Raw genomic sequence first — 20264 nt, forward strand, 5'->3', positions numbered from 1 at the left:
AGAAATGTTTGACTTGCTCATTTTGCTTTTTTATAGTGTGTGCTCACTCAAAATTTACGTTGGCGCTTTGTTTTGTTCAGTTTTCAAAGAGCAATACCTTACGACAGCTTATTTATTATAACATCTTGTTAACTCAGAGTCAAGAACTTTTTAAAACTTTTTCGAAGTTTGTAATCCGTGTGAAACTCGTTCGTAACAACAGATATAAATATAACATCATTACGCAAACTGCGCAATACCTTTTTTAAAGTTTTTTTGAAATAGCAAAAGTTTTTATTTAAAAGCTAAAAATCAAACCCTAACAACCTAACAAAATTATAATCAAAAAACAAAAAACCGATTTAGAACAGTGTGCCATGAGTCGCTGCTCATATACACACTTCCTAAATCGGTTCTGATTCACCGGTTTTCCTTATGGCTTAACGATGTCTCATTAACGGGAATAACAGGACATCACGAATCGAAGGCGAATTCGTCAGCAACATAACCAGACGGTCGACCCCAATTCCCAATCCTCCGGTTGGCGGCATACCATATTCTAAAGCCTCCAAGAAGTCCTCATCCATTTCATGAGCTTCGTCATTTCCTTGCTCACGCTCTTTCAATTGTGCCTCAAAGCGTTGGCGTTGATCAATTGGATCATTTAATTCCGTGAATGCATTCGCATGCTCTCTTCCCACTATGAACAATTCAAATCGATCAGTAAATCGATCATCCTCTGGGTTTTTCTTCGCTAAAGGTGAAATTTCTACTGGGTGTCCATAGATGAATGTAGGTTGGATTAACTTATCTTCTACTTTTTGTTCGAAGAATTCGTTAACGATATGACCAAATTCCATGGACTCTTTCACTTCAATCCCATTTTCCTTCGCAAGTTGTTGCGCTTCTTCTTTGCTCATAGTAGTCCAAAAGTCTACACCAGTATATTCTTTTACAGCATCAACCATATGGAGTCTTTTCCACTCTGGTTTTAAATCGATTTCATATTCTCCGTACTGGATAGTTGTGGTTCCAAGAACCTCTTGTGCAATATGGGCAACCAAGTTCTCTGTCAAGCTCATGATATCCTTATAATCCGCGTACGCCTCGTATAATTCAATAAGAGTGAATTCCGGGTTATGTCTAGTGGAGACCCCTTCATTCCTAAATACTCTACCGATTTCATAGACTTTCTCTAAGCCGCCGACAATCAGGCGTTTCAAGTGAAGTTCAATGGCAATCCTTAAGTTTAAGGGCATATCCAATGCATTATGGTGAGTCAGGAATGGGCGTGCAGCCGCTCCACCTGCTACAGAGTGCAATAGCGGTGTTTCCACTTCCAAATATCCTTGATCGTCTAAGTAACGTCTCATAGCCTGCACAATACGACTGCGCATGATTAAAGTGTTTTTACTTTCTTCATTTGTAATTAAGTCAACATAGCGTTTCCGGTAACGCTCCTCTACATCCTTCAAACCGTGGAACTTATCGGGAAGTGGGCGCAATGCTTTAGAAAGGAACACATATTCTTTAGCTTTAATGGAAAGTTCGCCGACTTTCGTTTTAAAGATGACACCCGTGATTCCCACGATATCACCAAGATCCGTTTGATTGAAAATTTGGTATGACTCTTCTCCAACCTTATCTAAGCGGACGTATATTTGGATCTGGCCACTTATATCTTGTATATTGGCAAAACCAGCTTTCCCTTTACCACGTTTGGTCATGACACGACCTGCAATGGTAACTTCTATTTCTTTCTCCTCTAACTCTTCTTTTTCCAATGCACCATATGCATCAACAATCTCCTGCGAAGTATGGGAACGCTCGAACCTGCTGCCGAACGGGTCTTGTCCATTGTCAATCATAGCCTGCATTTTGTCGCGTCTTACCTGCAGTTGGTCATTCAATTCTTCATGACTCACGAAAATCATCTCCATCTCTATTAATCAAAGCCTCATATAACTATTTGAACTTTCTAATTGCATACCTATTTATTCTTACATAAAGTAAAGGATTTCAACAGCTTTTTATCTTAAATTCTAATATATGGACAGATAAAAACTGCCAGGTTCACTGGCAGTTTTCGATAAACGTATTATAGAAAAACAGGAAGGTAATGTCAAACATCAAACCATTTGGATGTTTTGTTCCCTCGCTTCACATTCATCAACGAGTCCATACAGAAGCCGCGTAACATCTTCTCTAGTCTCACATTCATTAATACCTTTACGTGCTTTTGCATTGCCTTTGACACCTTTAAGGTACCAGGCAGCATGCTTGCGCATTTCACGGACAGCAACATGCTCATTTTTCAACGCTATCAGACGATCCATATGCAGAATGCATACATCCATCTTTTCACGGACTGTCGGCTCATCCATCAATTGTCCTGTTTCCAAATACTTCACTGTCCTGTATATCATCCACGGGTTCCCTAAGGCCGCCCGACCAATCATGACTCCATCAACGCCAGTTTCCTTTAGCATTCTTTCAGCATCTTGCGGGGTTTCCACATCACCGTTTCCAATCAAGGGAATGTTAATGGAATTTTTCACTTCTCGAATAATGTCCCAATTAGCTTTCCCTTCATACAATTGAACCCGGGTTCTGCCATGAAGGGAAATTGCCTTGCCCCCTGCACGTTCTACCGCTTTGGCATTCTCAACAGCAAATACATGTTCATCATCCCAGCCAATGCGCATTTTAACAGTAACAGGTTTATCTACGGCATCCACAACTGCCGAAACCATCTCATATATCTTATTTGGGTCAAGTAACCATCTTGCACCGGCATCACATTTCGTGATTTTCGGGACAGGGCATCCCATGTTGATATCAATGATGTCTGCCGTTGTATTTTTATCTACAAACTTCGCTGCCTCAACTAGGTTTTTCTTTTCACCACCAAAGATTTGCAAGCTTAGCGGTTTTTCTCTTTCATCTATATAAAGCATATTCAGCGTTTTGGCATTTTGAAGAACGATTCCCTTGTCACTTACCATCTCTGCGCATACCAATCCTGCACCGAACTCTTTGACAGTCAAACGAAAAGCCGAATTACATACCCCCGCCATCGGAGCCAGAACTACCCGGTTCTTCATTTCAATATCGCCTATTTTTAACACATCGTGACCCCCTATACCACTCTTTCATTTATCCTCAAGTGGTTGCAGATCCTCAATTGAAACTTTAAGAACATCCACCACTTCTAGTAAAAATTCCTCTGTGGGATTTCGGTTCCCTCTTTCAACTTCACCCAACAAAGAAACAGAAACACCCATCTCTTTTGCGAACTCCTCTTGGGTAAAACCTTTTAACTTTCGAAAAGCGCGAATACGCCTTCCCCATTTTTCAGCTTCCATAATCGAACTCCTTCTTTATCCGGAATCTTTTCAAGCAGGTCGCTCAAGGATGTATTCATTTTCGGAAGAATTATATCTGATTCCAATTCCATTAAAGGAATAATCACAAATGCTCTTTCATGCATCCGAGGATGAGGGATTGAAAGAATCTCCGTCTCAACATTTTCATGATTATATAACAAAATGTCAAGGTCTAACGTACGAGGACCCCATCTAACATTCCTTTTTCTTCCTAATTCTTGTTCAACTTGCATGCATGCTCGCAATAAGTCCTCTGGTGTTAAATCGGTTTCCACCTTAATGACAGCATTCAAAAAACAATCCTGGTCAGTATATCCGACAGGGTCCGTTTCATATAATGATGAACAAGAGACAAGTTTAATATGTGGATCTTCACTCAATAATTGGAAAGCCCTTTGAAATGTATCGAAGCTCTCCCCCATGTTCGAACCAATTGATAGATACGATATATTTTTCATTTTAGCGTCCCCTTACAATCTCTATGGCAACCGATTCATAGTGTCCTGCTATAGGAGGGTCTGGTTTATATATCTTCACTGTACACATCATGATCTTCGGAAACTTGGTGAGTAACTCCGATGCAATCCTTTCTGCAACAGCTTCCACCAGCTTGTACGGTTCCCCTTCAACGATACCTTTACAGACTTCATATAATTCACCATAATTAATGGAGTCTTCGAGATTATCGCTCATGCCCGCATTGGCCAAATTCGCTTCTACAGTCAGATCCACCCTAAATCGCTGGCCAAGCTTTGTTTCTTCCGGAAATACACCATGGTATCCGTAGAATTCCATCTTATTCACAAATATCTTATCCATTAAACTCACCTTTTCCTATAAGAGCATCCATCATTTTAGCTGTACGTCCCATTTCCTTTACATCATGCACCCGGACCATTTGGCAGCCCTGAAGAATCCCATGACAGATCGTTGCTGCCGTCCCTTCCAAACGTTCATGTGCCGGTAGATTAAGAACTTGTCCGATCATGGATTTTTTCGATGTAGCGAGCAGTACTGGATACCCTAGTGATACCAGCTTATCAAGATTCCTCATCATTTCCAAATTCAGTGTCAAATCTTTTGCAAACCCGATACCTGGATCTAGAATGATATTCTCATCCAAGACTCCCTCTTTCTTTACAATCCTAATGCTTTCGAATAGATCTTGCAAAGAATCACGGATAAATTGTTGGTACTCCATATTGTCTCGGTTGTGCATTAAAATAATCGGAACTTGGTACATAGCCGCTACCTTTGCCATATGTGTATCTGCTTTTGCTCCCCAAATATCGTTCAGGATGTGCGCTCCTGCTTTCAATGCCGCTTCTGCAACTTTGGACTTGTACGTATCAACGGAGATAGGAATTTCAAAAGTACGGGAAATCGCTTCAATGATAGGTACGACACGTTCTATCTCTTCCTCATCCGTTATCCGTTCATAATTAGGCCGGGTCGACTCACCACCGATGTCCAAGATATCCGCACCATCTTCAACCATCTGCTCAGCATGTCTTAATGCAGCATCTACCCGATTATATTTTCCTCCATCGGAAAATGAATCAGGCGTAACATTTAAAATCCCCATAATTAAAGTCTTTTTGCCGTAATCCAATTCTAATGAACCGCATTTGATCTTCGATGTACTAGCTAATGACATAGGACGTTCTCCTTCATTAAAAAATCTACGTATATATATGAGTTTACCTATATACCCAGGCAAAGCGCAAGCACCTTAAAATCCAGAACCTCATTACTACACAAAAAAGAGAAGCAAAGCACCCTAGAGGTGCTTTGCTTCTCGGTTAACTTTTACTCTTATTCAAAGTTATACAAAGGTGTACTTAGGTAACGCTCACCATTACTTGGAATGATTACAAGGACTTTCTTGCCTTTTCCTAGTTTCTCAGCAACTTTAACAGCGGCAGCGATAGCCCCACCGGATGAAATACCACCTAGGATACCTTCTTCTTTTGCAGCACGACGGGCGTATTCAAAAGATTCATCCGTGTTTACTTGAATAACTTCATCATAAAGATCTGTGTTTAAAATGCTAGGAACGAATCCTGCACCGATTCCTTGAATTTTATGTGGCCCGGGGTTTCCTCCTGACAATACAGGTGAATCGGCAGGCTCTACAGCGTAGATCTTAATATCAGGATATTTTTCACGAAGTACTTCACCTGCACCAGTAATCGTACCACCCGTTCCAATTCCTGCGATAAATGCATCCAGGCCATCTTCACCAAACGCTTCAATGATTTCTGGACCGGTAGTATTACGGTGAACTTCAGGGTTCGCTTTATTTTCGAATTGTTGTGGAATGAAGTATCCGTGTTCTTTAGATAACTCAGTCGCTTTAGCAATGGCACCCTTCATTCCTTCAGGTCCAGGCGTTAGAACTAAATCAGCTCCATAAGCACGAAGCAAGTTGCGACGTTCCAAGCTCATCGTTTCAGGCATTACAAGGATTGATTTATACCCTTTTGCTGCAGCTACCATCGCAAGGCCAATCCCAGTGTTACCACTTGTAGGCTCAATGATCGTATCGCCTTGTTTAAGATCTCCACTTTTTTCTGCGGCTTCGATCATAGCAAGAGCGATTCTGTCTTTAACGCTGCTCCCTGGGTTAAAATATTCAAGTTTCAAATAAATATCTGCACTATTTTCGTTTTGAAGCTTGTTTAATTTTACTATAGGCGTTTGCCCGATTAATTCCGTTACTGAATTAACTATACGTGCCATGTTCTCCACTCCTTTTATTAATACCGAGTATGTTTATTGGTTTTATTAATTTAAAGTTACCAGTTTCACTAGTTCGTTGTCAATGTTTATCTGCAATTTTCTAAATTTTCTTTTATATCCTTTTACCTACTTTTGATCTTCTGATCCATATACCCAATCTACATCAAACTCATCCCAGAAAATCTTACCGGATACCGGCGCCTGGATTTGTTCCAAGGCTTTTTGGCGGCGTATTTGCTCTTTTACTTCCTTATACGAGTATTGCCTACCGTCAATTTTCTCATGTAAATAGAGAACAGCCCATCCTTCATCCGTCTCAACCGGTTGGCTCCAATTTCCCACCTTTAACTTTTCGGCAGCGGAAATATATGCTTTCGAGATTTGTTCATTATCCTGCGATATATACCCCATGTCTCCCCCTTGATTTGCTGTGAATTCATCAAGAGATTTCTCCATGGCTAACACAGGAAATGAAACGCCTTTATTCAGTTCTTTTATTATTTGCTCTGCTTGAGCCTTAGTCGATGTAGTTATTTGAGAAATATGATAGGTAGTGGGTATTCGATAGATGTCCTTATTATTCTCATAATAGTCCTCCATGGTCGCTTCGGAAACTGTGACATCCTTTGTAAGCAGCTTCTCGAGCAGGAGATTCGATTGAATTTCCTGCTTCCATTGGGCTTTGCTTTTACTTAGATTCTGACCAGCAGTTCCATACATCGTTTTCATCATCTTCAGTTCCCGATCCACTTCATCTTCGGATATGGTCACTTTGTATTTTTTCGCTGCTTGTCCCACTACTTCTTTATCAACCATTTCCTCAAGCACGTCTTTACCATATCGTTTTTCAAGTTCATTGATCCATGCTTCCCGGGAAATATCTTTAGAGCCAATCTTCGCTGCCGTTTCCTCTCCTAAAGTGATTTTGGAAGCGATGAATGGCCAGATGACAAAGATTAGGATTGTCAATAGGTTCAACAAGGCAAGACCAGCAATGATTGCCCTAAGCTTTTGTTTAGACAAAACCCTTTTCTCCCGTCTTTTTTTATTTTTGTGTTTCCTTTTCTAGTTCTTCAAGGTCCTCTTTGGAAAATTGGTATGTCTCATTACAGAAATGGCATTGGGCCTCTGCCTGTCCTTCCGTCTCGATGATATCCCTGATTTCCTCTTGCCCAAGGCTTATTAAGGCATTAGAAATCCTTTCCCTTGAACATGGGCATGAGAATTCTACATCTATTTTTTCTAGAACCTGTACATTTCCTTCCCCTAATAGTTCTGTTAGGATTTCTTCCGGAGTTAAACCATTTTGAATCATTTTAGAAACAGGAACGATGGTGCTTAGACGTTGTTCGATTTTCGTAATTGTTTCGTCAGAAGTACCGGGCATTAGTTGGATGATGAAACCACCTGCGGCTAGAATCGAGTTATCAGGATTCACTAATACGCCCACTCCCACCGAGGAAGGTACCTGCTCTGATGTTGCAAAATAATACGTGAAGTCTTCACCTAATTCTCCCGAAACTAGAGGAACCTGCCCAGAAAAATTATCACGTAAACCAATGTCTTTCACGACGGTTAATAACCCCTCGGTTCCAACCGCTCTTCTGACATCCAATTTTCCTTGTTCATTTAAATCAAAGTGAGTTTGTGGGTTCGTTACATATCCACGCACTTCCCCCTTTGCATTACTATCAACAAGGATGGAGCCTATAGGTCCTCCGCCCTCGATTTTAATCGTAAGCTTTTCTTCACCTTTCAACATGGCACCCATCATTACTCCGGCAGTCATAGCACGCCCAAGTGCAGCCGATGCTGTCGGCCAGGTATAATGCCTCCGTTGCGCTTCCCCTACAGTTTCTGTTGTGGAGACCGCATACGCTCGCACTTGACCTTCATATCCTAACGCCTTTACTAAATAATCTTTCATTTATATGTCCTCCCATGCTGTTTTTTTAGGTTTACTTCTTTACTTGCTCTCGGTTCCTTTTGTAAATTAGCTGTAGGCCTTTTAATGTTAAGAAGGGCTCCACAACATCGATAACTGTGGATTCATTGGCAATCAACGTGGCCAATCCACCAGTGGCAATGACTGTCGGCTCTAAATTACTTTGTGCTTTCATGCGGTTTACGATTCCTTCGACTTGGCCTACATACCCGTATAAAATACCTGACTGCATGGCCGAAACCGTATTTTTACCTATTATTCCGTCTGGACGGCTAATTTCAATTCTCGGTAGCTTGGATGCTTTCGAGTAAAGCGCTTCTGTAGAAATTCCGATCCCCGGGGCGATTGCTCCCCCCATGTACTGCTTTTCCTCATTTATATAACAATATGTCGTTGCGGTTCCAAAATCGACGATGATGAGAGGGCTTCCAAATTCCTGTATGCCTGCTACGGCATTCACAATTCTGTCCGCTCCCACTTCGCGAGGGTTTTCATACTTTATATTCAATCCCGTTTTAATACCAGGTCCAACGATAAGTGGTTTGATTCCAAAGTATTTTTTGCACATGCGTTCAAGCGCAAACATTATAGGCGGTACAACCGATGATATAATGATGCCGTCAAATTGGTCGAATGAGAGACCTTCATGTTGCAGTAAAGACTTTATGACCATTCCATACTCATCTTCTGTTTTATTGCGGCTTGTTTCAATTCGCCAATGATATTTCAGTATTTCTTCATCGTATACGCCTAATACAGTATTCGTATTCCCAACATCTAGTACAAAAATCATTGTTTTCACCACTCCGCTAAATTATTCTCCCACATCATACCATACTGTTATTTTCGATGCTATTAGTCGCGCTTCTCAAAAGGTAAAAATATGCCAGCTGAAAATTTTGTAGGCTTTCTCATATTTATAGTGTAAAGAAAAGGGTATTTCCGAGGAGGAAATACCCTTTTGGTTTCAAGTCAACTTACAACTTTTTATTGTCATCTTCTTTTGGGAAAGAAAGTGGCTTATCTTGAGGTGTACCTTCTTCAATCGGAGGTGTATTCAATCCTTCCTCCGTTATCTCAAGGTCCTCAGGTTCTCTTTTATCCAATGGATCTAAAAGAGCCTCTTTTTCCTTTTTCGTATTGATGTTAACTTTTACGTTTTCATCAGTAGTCAAATTCCCATTAAGAGCTGTATAATCCCGTTCTGGTAATTTACCATCTTGGAAAAGCCCTTTGATTTGTTCTGCATCCAGCGTTTCCACTTCTAGCAGGGTCTTGGCAACCAAATCAAGTTTTTCACGATTTTCAGTAAGGATTTTCTTACATCTTTCGTAAGCTTCTCTAATGATGCGCTGTATTTCCAAATCAATCTCATAAGCGATTGCATCGGAATAGTTTTGGTCATTATTGAAGTCGCGGCCCAAGAACACCTGCCCTTGTGAATTTCCAAACTGAAGAGGTCCTAGTTTACTCATTCCATATTCCATAACCATACTACGGGCAATGCCTGTCGCACGTTGGAAGTCATTATGAGCACCCGTACTCACTTCACCAAAAGTAACTTCTTCGGCTACCCTACCACCTAAAAGACCAACGATCTTATCTTTTAGTTCAGGCTCGGTCATGAAGAAACGGTCTTCTTTCGGAAGCATGACGGCATATCCACCAGCTTGACCACGAGGGACAATCGTAACTTTATGAACCACTTCTGCATCATCGAGGACCAGACCGATAATTGTATGACCCGCTTCATGCCAGGCAACAATATTCCGTTCTTTTTTCGATATCACGCGATTTTTCTTTGCAGGACCTGCAATTACCCGATCCGACGCTTCATCCAAATCGGACATATCGATTTTTTTCTTATCTTGACGGGCTGCAACAAGAGCCGCCTCATTCAGTAAGTTTTCAAGATCGGCACCCGAGAATCCAGGTGTACGTTGAGCGATTGCTTTTAAATCCACGCTTTCTGCCAAAGGCTTGTTACGAGCATGAACTTTCAATACTTCTTCACGGCCTTTTACATCTGGGCGCCCAACTGTAATTTGACGGTCGAAGCGGCCAGGTCGTAGCAATGCTGGATCCAATACATCTGCACGGTTTGTTGCGGCGATGATGATAATGCCTTCATTTCCACCGAAACCGTCCATTTCAACAAGCAATTGGTTCAACGTTTGTTCACGTTCATCATGACCGCCGCCAAGGCCTGCGCCCCTTTGACGACCTACTGCATCGATTTCATCAATGAAGATGATACATGGTGCGTTTTTCTTTGCATTTTCAAATAAGTCACGAACACGAGATGCACCGACACCAACGAACATTTCTACGAAATCAGATCCACTGATTGAGAAGAAAGGCGTGCCTGCTTCACCAGCTACCGCTCGTGCAAGTAAGGTTTTACCTGTACCTGGAGGACCCACCAATAGGACCCCTTTAGGAATACGGGCACCAAGCTCAGCAAATTTGCGAGGGTCTTTTAAGAATTCCACGACCTCTACAAGCTCTTGCTTTTCTTCGTCTGCCCCGGCAACATCATTGAAACGAACTTTCTTCTTATCATCGTTATACAGCTTCGCCTTACTTTTCCCGAAGTTCATCACTCGGCCGCCACCGCCGCCTTGTGCTTGGTTAAGTAAAAAGAAGAATAGTATGAAAATGATTACAAATGGAATGATCGAAGTAAAGAATGTAACCCAGCCACTTGTTTGTTTTGGAGGTAAAACATCAACAATTTCAGTACCTTGTTTTTCTACAGCTTCGCCAATGCGACTCTGTGCATACTCACTAAATGGAACGTATGCAACAAAATACTTGTTTTCATCATATTCCTTCAGCTTCCCTGTAATTTCAAAAACACTGCCTTCGGGTTGCATCGTTAATGACTTGACGTCCCCACTCTCCAAATGCTTATAGAATTGATCTTGGGTCAATTTTTCCTGAGGTTCATTGTTATTGTTAAAGATGCTCACAATCCCAATGATGACTAAAAATATCAGTAAATAAAATATGGTATTACGGAAGATCCGATTCATCCCTTACCTCCTCCCACGGGTAAACAAACTATAGTAAATATTATCATACAAAATTAATGAATTACAATAATTTAACACCGCTGTTTTTATCTGGCCATCTCTTTTAACTGAATACTATTATTTCGTGTAAATCTCAGGTTTCAATATGCCGATGTATGGGAGATTACGATATCTTTCCGCATAATCCAGGCCATATCCTACAACAAATGCATCAGGGACGATAAATCCAACGTAATCCGGAGTAATGTCAGCCTTCCTGCCTGTTGGTTTGTCTAACAATGTAACGATTTTAATGGATTTTGCTTTGCGGTAGCGGAAGAGCTCTGCAAGATAGCTTAGAGTTAAACCACTGTCGATGATATCCTCAATGATTAGTACGTCACGGCCTTCTACTGATGTATCAAGGTCTTTGATGATTTTCACTTCACCAGATGATACAGTGGAGTTTCCATAGCTCGAAACATCCATGAAGTCCATTTCAAGGTGTGTATCAACACGTTTCAATAAATCTGACATAAATGGCATAGCGCCTTTTAAAACACCGATAGCCAGTGGGAACTTATCTTTGTAATCAGCCTCAAGCTGTGCTCCCACTTCTCTGATTTTCTGTTGAAGTTCTTCCTCAGATATTAACACTTTTTCAATGTCATTTTGCATGGTCATTGTAATTAATTGCCCCCCAAGAAGATTAAGCTTTATTATATTCTAAGTAGATTAAAGATGATTCATCAGAAACCTGGTCCGCCTCAACATCCGATTTCTTTAAACCGGGAAGCCAAATGACCATCCCTGCTTGATCGATGATAATCGGCCATGCATTTCTTTCTAGCATCGGGACTTTCTCATTGATAAAAATCCCCTTCAACTTTTTCGTTCCACCCAATCCCTTAACATCCATTCTATCGCCTTCCTGCCTTGTGCGGGCAATCAATGGGAGTCGAACAGCCGATTCAGGGAGTATAAAAGAATCATTTCCTTTACTATAGGGAATTTCATCTTTTATATAGTGTGCTTTAATTTTATATCCATTCGGAAGAATAGTCTCACCGGGAATTTGTACTATAATAGAATATTCTTGGCTTTCTTGGCGAAAAAAACTAAAGATGCATGTTTGATAGGATTTTTCTACAATAAGGCCTTCCGGGAGATGCAGTTCTGCTGAAGGTTGAGGATTTAAAAACAAAGCTAAAAGTTGATCGATATGTAATGCCGAAAGCGATGAAGGTCTCTTCAAATAAAGATAGTTTAATATTAGTTGAATAGATCTTCTTTGTAAAGGTTTAGGCATCGCAAGTACCTTATCTATCCGAATTACAGAATGTTTCCTATCCTGTTGAACCCATATCTCGGACATTTCTTTCCTGACCAGATCCTGTAAGAACTTCTCATCTTCCATTACCTCTTCACTAAAGCGCTGGAAGTGTTCATGAACAAGCCTATTTTCTTTCTTTAGGAACGGAAGGACTTCGTGCCTGAAACGATTTCTCAGGTAATCATTCTTTTCATTACTTGGGTCGTATCTAGGCTCAAGATGATGAATGGTTGCGTATTCGATGATTTCATCCTTGGTAACTTCCAAAAAAGGCCTGATTAGCTGACCGCCATGGAAAGGTCTTTTCAGGGAGATTCCTGCTCTCGCTTGACCTGTCGCCCCTCGAGTCAAACGCATGAGAATCGTTTCGACTTGATCATCGCCATGGTGTCCCAAAACGAGCGTATCTACCTGATGTTTATCCATCATTTCTTCAAAAAAAGCAAAACGCAGCATTCTTGATGACAATTGAGAACTCTGACCGGTTTTTTCAATATATGCTGGCACATCAATCCTTTTGCCTTCAAAAACAATATCCCACTGTTCGCACATTTGTTTGACATACTGATAATCGGCAAGGGATTCGTCGCCCCGAAACATATGGTCAACACTCGCAACAATTAGCTCATAATGAAAAATAGGTTGGGCTTCCTTAAGGAAATGTAAAAGTGCCAATGAGTCAGGCCCTCCAGATACACCTACGAGCAATTTCGAACCTTCCTGAATCAAGTGGTTCCTATGAATGGTCTTTAGAACTTTTTCCTTTAACATGGGATCTTCCTTCTTTATGTACAGGTATTAGTTTCTACGTTTAAAAAGTGTAATGGGTTTCAAATATTCCACCTCTACACTTTATTAACTATATCATAACAACTGTTCATATATGTAAAGAACATAGATTATCGAGATGACGGCCACCACTAAAAAAGTCTCTACAAATCCCCCCTTCTTTTTCTTCGGCTGCCTCTGGCTTCTTCTTGCTTGTCTCGTAGTAGCTTGACTCGACGTCTTTTTCTTTGAATGCTTCTGGTCACTAAGTAAGACAACTAGGTCCTCACGCATCCGTAAGGCGGAGTCATACTTCCCGAGAAGCGCTTTATCCAGCATCTTTCTATATGGTTGCAATTCCTTTTTCTGTTTAATCACGTCTGTTAGTTGACTATACCCTTCCCCTTTTTTCTGAAAACGCGCTGGATAGGCCGAATTGATGATAATCATGGCAACAGCGAACAAATCATATTGTAGGTCAGCCTTTCTTGACCCCAACCCCCAGTATCCCCTATCGAAGAATTCGGTGAATTCCTTCACCGATCTCCCAATCAAGGTCGTTCCGCCGACATCTACACATCGTACTTTATAGTCCTGGGAAGTCACGATCAAATTCTCTGGCTTTAGATCGCCAAAGACCCACCCATTTGCATGCAAGGCAGATAAACTAGTCAATAATTGAAGGGCCAAGACCCCAATCCACGAGAACCCTTTCTTCTCAATGAAATACAAGAAATCATGACCGTGAATATACTCCATTACATAAAACGGGAGTTGCTTTCCTTTGGTCATAAAATCATCCGCTTCCAAAAATGAAGGTCCAAGGGTAGACCCCTGGACCTTGGAAAAGGATTTTAGAATATTCATCTCTGAAATGATCGATGTCCCATTATCACTGAGCTTCAGAGCATAATGACGGTTTTTGCTCTCTACTAGATAAACAAATCCGTTAGCACCGCAGCCCAACTCCTTGATAATTGTGTAATGGTTCTTATTCCACTTTCCAGTAATGATACTTCCAGGGGGGAGCTTACATAGATTCCTCAAAGTATTGTTCATCATCATTCGATAACAATCCCCTCAACGAACGTTTTTTATTGAAATAAGAAAGTGCTTCCCGTATTGCTGGTCCTGTTGGTGTGAGCCCTCCCGTACTAAGCTTGGAGAATATTTTCGTCAACGCTTCCAAGTTCGGCGTCCAATCAAGCAGTTTTTCCACATCATTCCTTTTCCCGGGAAATGCAAAGACGGAAAACCGGCTATCGCCCATTCTTGCATTCATACTGAGGGAAAGGTCTAACAAGGAATCCTTCACGGTCGGAAGCTTATGTTTCATACTCGCACTTGTATCGACAAGGATTAGCACCTCAAGCTCGCTCGTTTCTCCTAGCTCGTCGACCACCTCCATCACTTCTCCTCTTTTATCTGGCGGGAGATCTTCCATCGTTCTAGAGTCACCTAATATTTGTTGAAGTTCACGATTAATAACTCCTTGTATAGTTTGCGTCATGGCTTTTTGAGTCACCATTTGAACGGTTTGTGATAATTGTTGAGCATAAACGATTTGGCTGACACCGCCCCCGGCACCCGCAATTTTCTCGATCTCTTTCAGGCCCTTTTCATCTATTACATCGTTTTCCAATACTCCTATGACATTGATGGTGACGCCCTGCTCCCTTGCTAGTGCAGCTACTGAAGCAGGCTCCTCACCATGATTCGAGCAGCCGTCCGTTATAAGCAAAACCTGTCTTAATGTACCTGCTTTCATGTTTGGCTCTCCCTTCCTTTCAATCTGTTACCATACTTGACTAAAAGGGAGGAATTTATACAATAAAATACATAGGCAACCAGTCAACATTCTATGACTGGTTGCCTATGTAAATCTTAGTTCCTGCGAACTTGTTATATCGGGTGAAAAGGTACCAACTTGGCACATTGATTCCTCCTTATGGTTTTTATAGGCACTCCTCCTCTATTGGGCTTTTTTTCGTTTGGCCGAAACGGGAATCGATGCCCATTTCGGTGTATTATGCTTGATTTTCGAAGTGACCACTGTCATGTCGTCATCTATGACTCCTTTTGTCCGTATGACTTCTTCTAGGATTAGATCAGATATTTCCTGCGGGTCGTCCGTTTCCATTTCCTTGATTTTCCGTTTAAGCCAAAACTCAATGTTTTCCACATGAGATGGGCCATCGAACACTCCATCACTCATCATGATCAATATATCGCCATCCCTCAGTTCCTCGGATACGACATCTACATCAACTTCTTGAATAATGCCCATTGGCAGGTTACTGGATTCTATTTTAATGATTTTATCCCCCCTCTTAATAAAGCTTGGTATGGAACAGATTTTTAAAAATCTAGCCTTTGCATCTTGAAGGTCAATCATTACTAGGTCAAGAGTAGAAAATATTTCATCAGTCGTTCGCAGAGATAATACGGAGTTTACAGATTTTATGGCTATCTTTTCTTCTATTCCGGATTGTAAAAATTTCTGAAGTAACTTCAATGTTTCCGTGCTTTCATAATGAGCCCTCTCCCCATTGCCCATCCCGTCGCTTATGGCAATCGCATATTTCCCGGCGCCAATTTCCATCGTCGTATAACTATCCCCTGATACAAGCCCTCCTCCCTTTGCAGCATGTGCTACACCCGTTTCAACCGTGAATTTTTTTGCCGACCTGAATATCACCTCACATTGCCCTTGTGGATACTTGGCACATTCCTCAGAATGAACAACAATCGTTTCCCCTAAAATATCGGAAAGCATAGGAGCAATCAATTTCTCGCATTCCCCCCTTCCTTGACAGTAAGGGACGCTCATTTCTATATCGACACCTCCCTGTTCAAGGCTGTAAATCTCCACATACCCAATATTTAGACCAAAATCCTGAATGGCCTCCATTATAGATTCCTCATGTAGATGATGATTTTTCCTTTCCCTTTGAATTTCCTTGGCGAAGTCCTCCATTACGGCTGATACACCCCGTAACTGATCAGCTACTAGTCTCCTACTCTCTTTCACCTGCCTTTTCAGTTTTTGATTGGCTTCGTAATAATTAAGTTCCTGGGCTATCGCCCCTACAACCTGCGGACCTCTCGTACAGTACTTATCCCACTCCTTTGACGTTTTTTGGGGAAGCTGTCCATCATTTTCACTCAATTGAATCATAATTTCCTGCATTCCATCATAGGTTGTATTAAAGTTCTTGGCCCAGCATTGATCCTTCTTAAAACAGATCTGACAGGTCTTTTCAGTAACATTGCTTAAAAAGTAATCAAACTCTTTTTCATCCTCCTCCACTCTTCCTCTTTCATCGACTTGTGAGAAACTATTGGAAAGCGCCTCGAATACATGTGAGAACTGTTCTACCCTTTGGGCGGTCACGTCCCTCACTTTCCGGGCATACTGCTGCTGTTCATCTGAATTTTCAGCGGTTCCGGGTATATGCTTGGCAATTTTATTTATGATGGATGACGGTGTTAATACGAATAATAAGACGGCAATAAGCGATTCATATAGTGTGACCATGATATTGTTGGTTCCTTCTCCGTACAGGCCTATTAATAGCGTTGCAATTAATAGGCCTGCGGCAACACCGACCTTTCTTCCCTCCTTCAGTAATCCCCCAAGCAAGCCCGAAAAGGCAAGGAGGCTCATTTGATAGAGACTCGCGATGCTTGCCAGGCTAAATATTAAACCGGTGACGACGCCGACAGTGGAGCCTATGGCGGCCCCTCCTGCCAGCCCGAATAGGAGGACCAGATATCGTGAAAATATATGGTCGAGAGATAAATCATAAATCATCCAGCCTATTGTCCCGGTCATCACTGATGCAAGCAGGATGATTATACTGACGATTTCCTCCGTCCTTAATGATTGCGATTTTTTACGTATGGATAGCAGCGGGATGGACTGTATGAATATTAGGGTAAGAATCATTGCGAGTCCCGCCTCCACCCCGATCATCATCATGTCGTATAGCTGAATCGTTCGGAAGACCAGATATTGCTGGGCCAGGTTGACCAGGAAGAGTGAAGCGAACACATACATCGACATCGTCTTGAACTGTCCTTCAACTCCCGGTCTCTTGATCTTATTAAAAAGAAGGAGCAGGAACGCGGATGCAAAGATCACTAAACTATTGGAGTAATGAATGGTCAGCCCCCCTGCAATTAAACCGAATAGTGCAAGTGGCGCTCGATCACGACGCATGAGAAACACAGCAGCGAAAAACGGAAGGGCAAATGGTGATAATTGTGAAAGAATCAAGGCTCGTCCTAATAAAAAACCGATAATGGCTAATGAAATTCCCTTCTTTATAAATATGTCATCCGTTTTTGCCTGAAGCGTCTGAATCCAATTGATCGCCTCATCCTTCGCTTCCTTTAACTGAACATCTCCAAGCGGTTCCATCATAGGTCTTTCGATTTTCTCCATTTCAACACCCCATTCGTATTATTGATTTTTATTATATAGAGGACATCTCTATTTTTTTGTCAGAATTTTATAAGTCATACTAAAAAACGTTCGACGAAATTCTTCTTGAACGTTCATTTGTATACAGGTTTTTAAACGCTTTTCTTAAATAGAGAAACGGGTGTTCTTTTATTTCTGAAGAAAAGCAAAGTTTTTAGGTTATTTTTGTGGAAAATGCCCTGAATATTTAAGTTAAATTTGGAAAGTGACATTTTTTCTTTTTTCTGTTGACAATCCTCTAGCACGACTGTAAGATATAACTTGTGCTTCAGTAGCACTTATCATTATGGCGGCGTAGCTCAGCTGGCTAGAGCGTACGGTTCATACCCGTGAGGTCGGGGGTTCGATCCCCTCTGCCGCTATCTTTTTACTAATTCTGGCCCGTTGGTCAAGCGGTTAAGACACCGCCCTTTCACGGCGGTAACACGGGTTCGATTCCCGTACGGGTCATCCCATAAAAAAAGCGCCTCGGTTCCCTCTTCATTAGGAGAGTAAACCGAGGCGCTTTTTAGTTGGCATAAGTCTTTTTGCCATAGCTAAGATCAGTTTTTTGAACCTATCACTATATTAAAAGAAGGCAAGCCTAGTAGGCTTGCCTTTATCCATGATCTATATTTGTATTCATACTATGAATTATTAACAGAAACGTTGCTAATCCATTTCAGCAGCAAGTTTATCCGCGTCTTCCTCCGCGCCCTCCACGCTTTGTTTCGGTGCTTCGCTTGAGTGTCGTTAAGCGGTCTTCGCTATCTTTTAAGAATTTAGCCATTTTTTGCTCAAAGTTTTCCTTAGGTTGAAAACCATTCCCTTTAGAACGAGAGTCTTTCGAACGATTATCATTCCCTCTTCCCTGGCGCGGACGTGGTGTATACGCAGGTTTTCTCTCTCCTTCAGGTCGGTCTATTGCTTTTTTTATGGATAAGCCAATTTTACCGTCCTTTTCCACATTAATGACTTTCACTTCAACTATGTCCCCAACCTTCAAATGGTCATTAATATCTTTGACATAATTATCCGCTACTTCACTGATATGGACAAGACCCGTAGAACCCTCGGCTAACTCTACAAATGCACCAAAATTAGTAATGCCCGTTACTTTTCCTTGTAACTTGCTGCCTACTTCGATTGACATAAAAAAAATGTTCCTCCTTAGAAATGTTAAAAAATCTCTTCACTTATATTATAGCTAAAGTGAAAAAATAGTGTCAATATTAGTCGCTATCTTCCTTCGCCTTTGGAAGGTTGAAGATGACTTCTCCCTTATCTGATAGGAAGTAATCCCTTCTCGCGATCTTTGCGATGTACTCCTCATCATTCAGTTTTACGATCTCTTCTTTAAGAAGTGTCTCTTTCTTTTCCATTTTCGCTAACTTTCCTTCTAGTTCTTCCTTTTGCTGTACTTTTTCATCTAAGGCAATATTCTGCGTAACGAGAGTGGACACAGCCACAATCAAAAAGATAGCAGCGAAAACGGAATATAGCGTTAGTCGGCGGACTAAACCACGTTTCTTTTTTTTGACTGTTTGTACCTTTTTCTCTTGTTGAGCGACATAAGGATTTTCGATTTTTGCTACATTCCTTTTCTTGAGGCTGCTCATGGTCCTATCACTCCTCATTTTCTTCTTTTTCTCCATTTATGGATTGTCTCACTAATAGAATTCTTCATTTTCAATAAAATCCCTTTGCCTTTATTATAAAACTTCTCGCCATTTTTTGTAACAAAAACCGGAAATAAATTCCACGTTTTTAAAAATATCCATTTTAGAGGCTTCCAGAATATATTTAATACAAAGAGAATCACTTTACCTATCCCTTTTAAAAGCGTTCCGACACCCTTGCCTATCCCCATGATGAATACAAACATGGTCATGATGATCCATTTAATTGGCTCAAATAGTACCAGGCGGACCAGTTCTGTTAGAAATCTAAACAGCTTGACCACCAAAGAAATGACAAATGACAATAATCGAAGATACAAATCTTTAAAAAGAGCTTGGTAGGCAGAAAATCCGCATAATAAGGCCAAAAATAAATAGAGGCGTAGCTCACCCTCATTCACTAAAAACAGGACATAAAAAATGACTAGGCCTTGAATGATCCAGAAAAGAAAGTCATGGAGGAAAACAATCCACTTATTCCTCTCTGAACGCTTCAAGAAATGGTTATACGTATCTAGGGCAGCACCAAACAAACTGCCCATTCCAATCATCGCAAGCAACGTATAAAATTGAATCGTCAGGGTCATTTGAACAATTTGCCAAAGAAGCCTTTAGCTTTCTCCCCAGATTGTTCATCTAAGTATACGAGGTCAAATACCTTCCCCTTGATTGAAACAATCCCTTTATCCACATCTAGATTCTTCATTTGTAAATTTTGTCCACGAATAGATAAGAAGCCCATGGATGTTTCAAGCAGAAACTCTTCGTTATCGAAACTTTCCACTTGTTTCACCCCGGTAATATCCAATAAACGACGGCCCTTCATCGTGACATCATGTTCCTGAATCGTTCCTTTTGTATAACCAGCATTTGGATCAATATATTGGCTCATTTCCATCCCTCACAATACCATTGATTTTGTACAAGTGTATGTGCAGATGGGATGAATTAGA

At 41.1% G+C, this 20264-nt stretch carries 20 protein-coding genes and 2 tRNA genes; 2 read left to right on the forward strand and 20 right to left on the reverse strand.

The window, feature by feature from the left end; all coding sequences use genetic code 11:
* Positions 1 to 419 precede the first annotated feature (419 nt).
* The 16 genes from lysS to spoIIE form a co-directional block, all read right to left on the reverse strand.
* Entirely contained in the window at positions 420 to 1913 is a 1494-nt protein-coding gene (gene lysS / locus ACIQXU_RS19310) for a lysine--tRNA ligase (RefSeq protein ID WP_402875958.1), read from the reverse strand.
* A gap of 195 nt (positions 1914 to 2108) precedes the next feature.
* Positions 2109 to 3107 (reverse strand): tRNA dihydrouridine synthase DusB, encoded by a 999-nt coding sequence (dusB, locus tag ACIQXU_RS19315; protein WP_402875956.1) that lies wholly within the window; start codon positions 3105 to 3107, stop codon positions 2109 to 2111.
* Between the two features lie 24 nt (positions 3108 to 3131).
* Positions 3132 to 3344 (reverse strand): helix-turn-helix domain-containing protein, encoded by a 213-nt coding sequence (locus tag ACIQXU_RS19320; protein WP_402875955.1) that lies wholly within the window; start codon positions 3342 to 3344, stop codon positions 3132 to 3134.
* Positions 3296 to 3823 (reverse strand): 2-amino-4-hydroxy-6-hydroxymethyldihydropteridine diphosphokinase, encoded by a 528-nt coding sequence (folK, locus tag ACIQXU_RS19325; RefSeq protein ID WP_402959614.1) that lies wholly within the window; start codon positions 3821 to 3823, stop codon positions 3296 to 3298. The genes ACIQXU_RS19320 and folK overlap by 49 nt, the downstream gene beginning before the upstream one ends.
* A 1-nt stretch (position 3824) precedes the next feature.
* On the reverse strand, positions 3825 to 4184 hold the full coding sequence (folB, locus tag ACIQXU_RS19330) for a dihydroneopterin aldolase (protein ID WP_402991767.1): 360 nt from the start codon (positions 4182 to 4184) through the stop codon (positions 3825 to 3827).
* Complete coding sequence (gene folP, locus ACIQXU_RS19335) at positions 4177 to 5022, reverse strand: dihydropteroate synthase (RefSeq protein ID WP_402875949.1); 846 nt, start codon at positions 5020 to 5022, stop codon at positions 4177 to 4179. Before folP ends, folB begins: the two co-directional genes overlap by 8 nt.
* 158 nt (positions 5023 to 5180) lie before the next feature.
* On the reverse strand, positions 5181 to 6107 hold the full coding sequence (gene cysK, locus ACIQXU_RS19340) for a cysteine synthase A (RefSeq protein WP_402875947.1): 927 nt from the start codon (positions 6105 to 6107) through the stop codon (positions 5181 to 5183).
* A gap of 126 nt (positions 6108 to 6233) precedes the next feature.
* Positions 6234 to 7130 carry a peptidyl-prolyl cis-trans isomerase gene (locus ACIQXU_RS19345; RefSeq protein ID WP_402875944.1) on the reverse strand — a complete coding sequence of 299 codons (897 nt, stop codon included), beginning with the start codon at positions 7128 to 7130 and terminating at the stop codon, positions 6234 to 6236.
* Positions 7131 to 7152: 22 nt separating this feature from the next.
* Entirely contained in the window at positions 7153 to 8034 is an 882-nt protein-coding gene (gene hslO, locus ACIQXU_RS19350; protein ID WP_402991769.1) for an Hsp33 family molecular chaperone HslO, read from the reverse strand.
* Positions 8035 to 8065: 31 nt separating this feature from the next.
* Positions 8066 to 8845, reverse strand: a complete 780-nt coding sequence (locus tag ACIQXU_RS19355; RefSeq protein ID WP_402875963.1) for a type III pantothenate kinase — start codon at positions 8843 to 8845, stop codon at positions 8066 to 8068.
* Positions 8846 to 9029: 184 nt separating this feature from the next.
* The gene (gene ftsH / locus ACIQXU_RS19360; protein ID WP_402959610.1) at positions 9030 to 11087 is read right to left on the reverse strand and encodes an ATP-dependent zinc metalloprotease FtsH; all 2058 of its coding nucleotides are present in this window, start codon (positions 11085 to 11087) and stop codon (positions 9030 to 9032) included.
* Between the two features lie 117 nt (positions 11088 to 11204).
* Positions 11205 to 11744, reverse strand: coding sequence for a hypoxanthine phosphoribosyltransferase (gene hpt / locus ACIQXU_RS19365; RefSeq protein WP_402875962.1), 540 nt, complete (start codon positions 11742 to 11744; stop codon positions 11205 to 11207).
* A gap of 31 nt (positions 11745 to 11775) precedes the next feature.
* Positions 11776 to 13170 (reverse strand): tRNA lysidine(34) synthetase TilS, encoded by a 1395-nt coding sequence (gene tilS / locus ACIQXU_RS19370; RefSeq protein ID WP_402991772.1) that lies wholly within the window; start codon positions 13168 to 13170, stop codon positions 11776 to 11778.
* A 93-nt stretch (positions 13171 to 13263) separates the two neighbouring features.
* The gene (locus ACIQXU_RS19375; protein WP_402959606.1) at positions 13264 to 14232 is read right to left on the reverse strand and encodes a protein kinase domain-containing protein; all 969 of its coding nucleotides are present in this window, start codon (positions 14230 to 14232) and stop codon (positions 13264 to 13266) included.
* Positions 14198 to 14935: a VWA domain-containing protein gene (locus ACIQXU_RS19380; protein ID WP_402875934.1), complete on the reverse strand. Its 738-nt coding sequence runs from the start codon at positions 14933 to 14935 to the stop codon at positions 14198 to 14200. Before ACIQXU_RS19380 ends, ACIQXU_RS19375 begins: the two co-directional genes overlap by 35 nt.
* Positions 14936 to 15139: 204 nt before the next feature.
* Positions 15140 to 17614 carry a stage II sporulation protein E gene (spoIIE, locus tag ACIQXU_RS19385; RefSeq protein WP_402991775.1) on the reverse strand — a complete coding sequence of 825 codons (2475 nt, stop codon included), beginning with the start codon at positions 17612 to 17614 and terminating at the stop codon, positions 15140 to 15142.
* Between the two features lie 327 nt (positions 17615 to 17941).
* Here spoIIE and ACIQXU_RS19390 point away from each other — a divergent pair.
* Together ACIQXU_RS19390 and ACIQXU_RS19395 are read left to right on the forward strand one after the other, a co-directional pair.
* A tRNA-Met gene (locus ACIQXU_RS19390) sits at positions 17942 to 18015 on the forward strand.
* A gap of 16 nt (positions 18016 to 18031) precedes the next feature.
* Positions 18032 to 18103, forward strand: a tRNA-Glu gene (locus tag ACIQXU_RS19395).
* 223 nt (positions 18104 to 18326) lie between these two features.
* Here ACIQXU_RS19395 and ACIQXU_RS19400 read toward each other — a convergent pair.
* From ACIQXU_RS19400 to yabP, 4 genes are all read right to left on the reverse strand, one after another.
* Entirely contained in the window at positions 18327 to 18785 is a 459-nt protein-coding gene (locus tag ACIQXU_RS19400) for a S1 domain-containing RNA-binding protein (protein WP_402875930.1), read from the reverse strand.
* Positions 18786 to 18864: 79 nt separating this feature from the next.
* Entirely contained in the window at positions 18865 to 19251 is a 387-nt protein-coding gene (locus ACIQXU_RS19405) for an FtsB family cell division protein (protein WP_402991778.1), read from the reverse strand.
* Positions 19252 to 19265: 14 nt separating this feature from the next.
* Positions 19266 to 19898, reverse strand: coding sequence for a spore cortex biosynthesis protein YabQ (gene yabQ, locus ACIQXU_RS19410; protein WP_402991781.1), 633 nt, complete (start codon positions 19896 to 19898; stop codon positions 19266 to 19268).
* Positions 19895 to 20203, reverse strand: a complete 309-nt coding sequence (yabP, locus tag ACIQXU_RS19415; protein ID WP_402875924.1) for a sporulation protein YabP — start codon at positions 20201 to 20203, stop codon at positions 19895 to 19897. The genes yabQ and yabP overlap by 4 nt, the downstream gene beginning before the upstream one ends.
* Positions 20204 to 20264: the final 61 nt, after the last annotated feature.

It is taken from the genome of Peribacillus sp. NPDC097284, assembly GCF_044761765.1.
Lineage (GTDB): Bacteria > Bacillota > Bacilli > Bacillales > DSM-1321 > Peribacillus.

Bases quoted from the DNA above. Each gene is read 5' to 3' on its own strand.
- ACIQXU_RS19405 (WP_402991778.1), bottom strand. From the start codon at position 19,251: ATGAGCAGCCTCAAGAAAAGGAATGTAGCAAAAATCGAAAATCCTTAT.
- folK (WP_402959614.1), bottom strand. From the start codon at position 3,823: ATGAAAAATATATCGTATCTATCAATTGGTTCGAACATGGGGGAGAGC.
- spoIIE (WP_402991775.1), bottom strand. From the start codon at position 17,614: ATGGAGAAAATCGAAAGACCTATGATGGAACCGCTTGGAGATGTTCAG.
- ACIQXU_RS19400 (WP_402875930.1), bottom strand. From the start codon at position 18,785: ATGTCAATCGAAGTAGGCAGCAAGTTACAAGGAAAAGTAACGGGCATT.
- lysS (WP_402875958.1), bottom strand. From the start codon at position 1,913: ATGATTTTCGTGAGTCATGAAGAATTGAATGACCAACTGCAGGTAAGA.
- hpt (WP_402875962.1), bottom strand. From the start codon at position 11,744: ATGCAAAATGACATTGAAAAAGTGTTAATATCTGAGGAAGAACTTCAA.
- folP (WP_402875949.1), bottom strand. From the start codon at position 5,022: ATGTCATTAGCTAGTACATCGAAGATCAAATGCGGTTCATTAGAATTG.
- ACIQXU_RS19355 (WP_402875963.1), bottom strand. From the start codon at position 8,845: ATGATTTTTGTACTAGATGTTGGGAATACGAATACTGTATTAGGCGTA.
- ACIQXU_RS19320 (WP_402875955.1), bottom strand. From the start codon at position 3,344: ATGGAAGCTGAAAAATGGGGAAGGCGTATTCGCGCTTTTCGAAAGTTA.
- hslO (WP_402991769.1), bottom strand. From the start codon at position 8,034: ATGAAAGATTATTTAGTAAAGGCGTTAGGATATGAAGGTCAAGTGCGA.
- ftsH (WP_402959610.1), bottom strand. From the start codon at position 11,087: ATGAATCGGATCTTCCGTAATACCATATTTTATTTACTGATATTTTTA.
- cysK (WP_402875947.1), bottom strand. From the start codon at position 6,107: ATGGCACGTATAGTTAATTCAGTAACGGAATTAATCGGGCAAACGCCT.
- yabP (WP_402875924.1), bottom strand. From the start codon at position 20,203: ATGAGCCAATATATTGATCCAAATGCTGGTTATACAAAAGGAACGATT.
- ACIQXU_RS19375 (WP_402959606.1), bottom strand. From the start codon at position 14,232: ATGATGATGAACAATACTTTGAGGAATCTATGTAAGCTCCCCCCTGGA.
- yabQ (WP_402991781.1), bottom strand. From the start codon at position 19,898: ATGACCCTGACGATTCAATTTTATACGTTGCTTGCGATGATTGGAATG.
- ACIQXU_RS19380 (WP_402875934.1), bottom strand. From the start codon at position 14,935: ATGAAAGCAGGTACATTAAGACAGGTTTTGCTTATAACGGACGGCTGC.
- tilS (WP_402991772.1), bottom strand. From the start codon at position 13,170: ATGTTAAAGGAAAAAGTTCTAAAGACCATTCATAGGAACCACTTGATT.
- folB (WP_402991767.1), bottom strand. From the start codon at position 4,184: ATGGATAAGATATTTGTGAATAAGATGGAATTCTACGGATACCATGGT.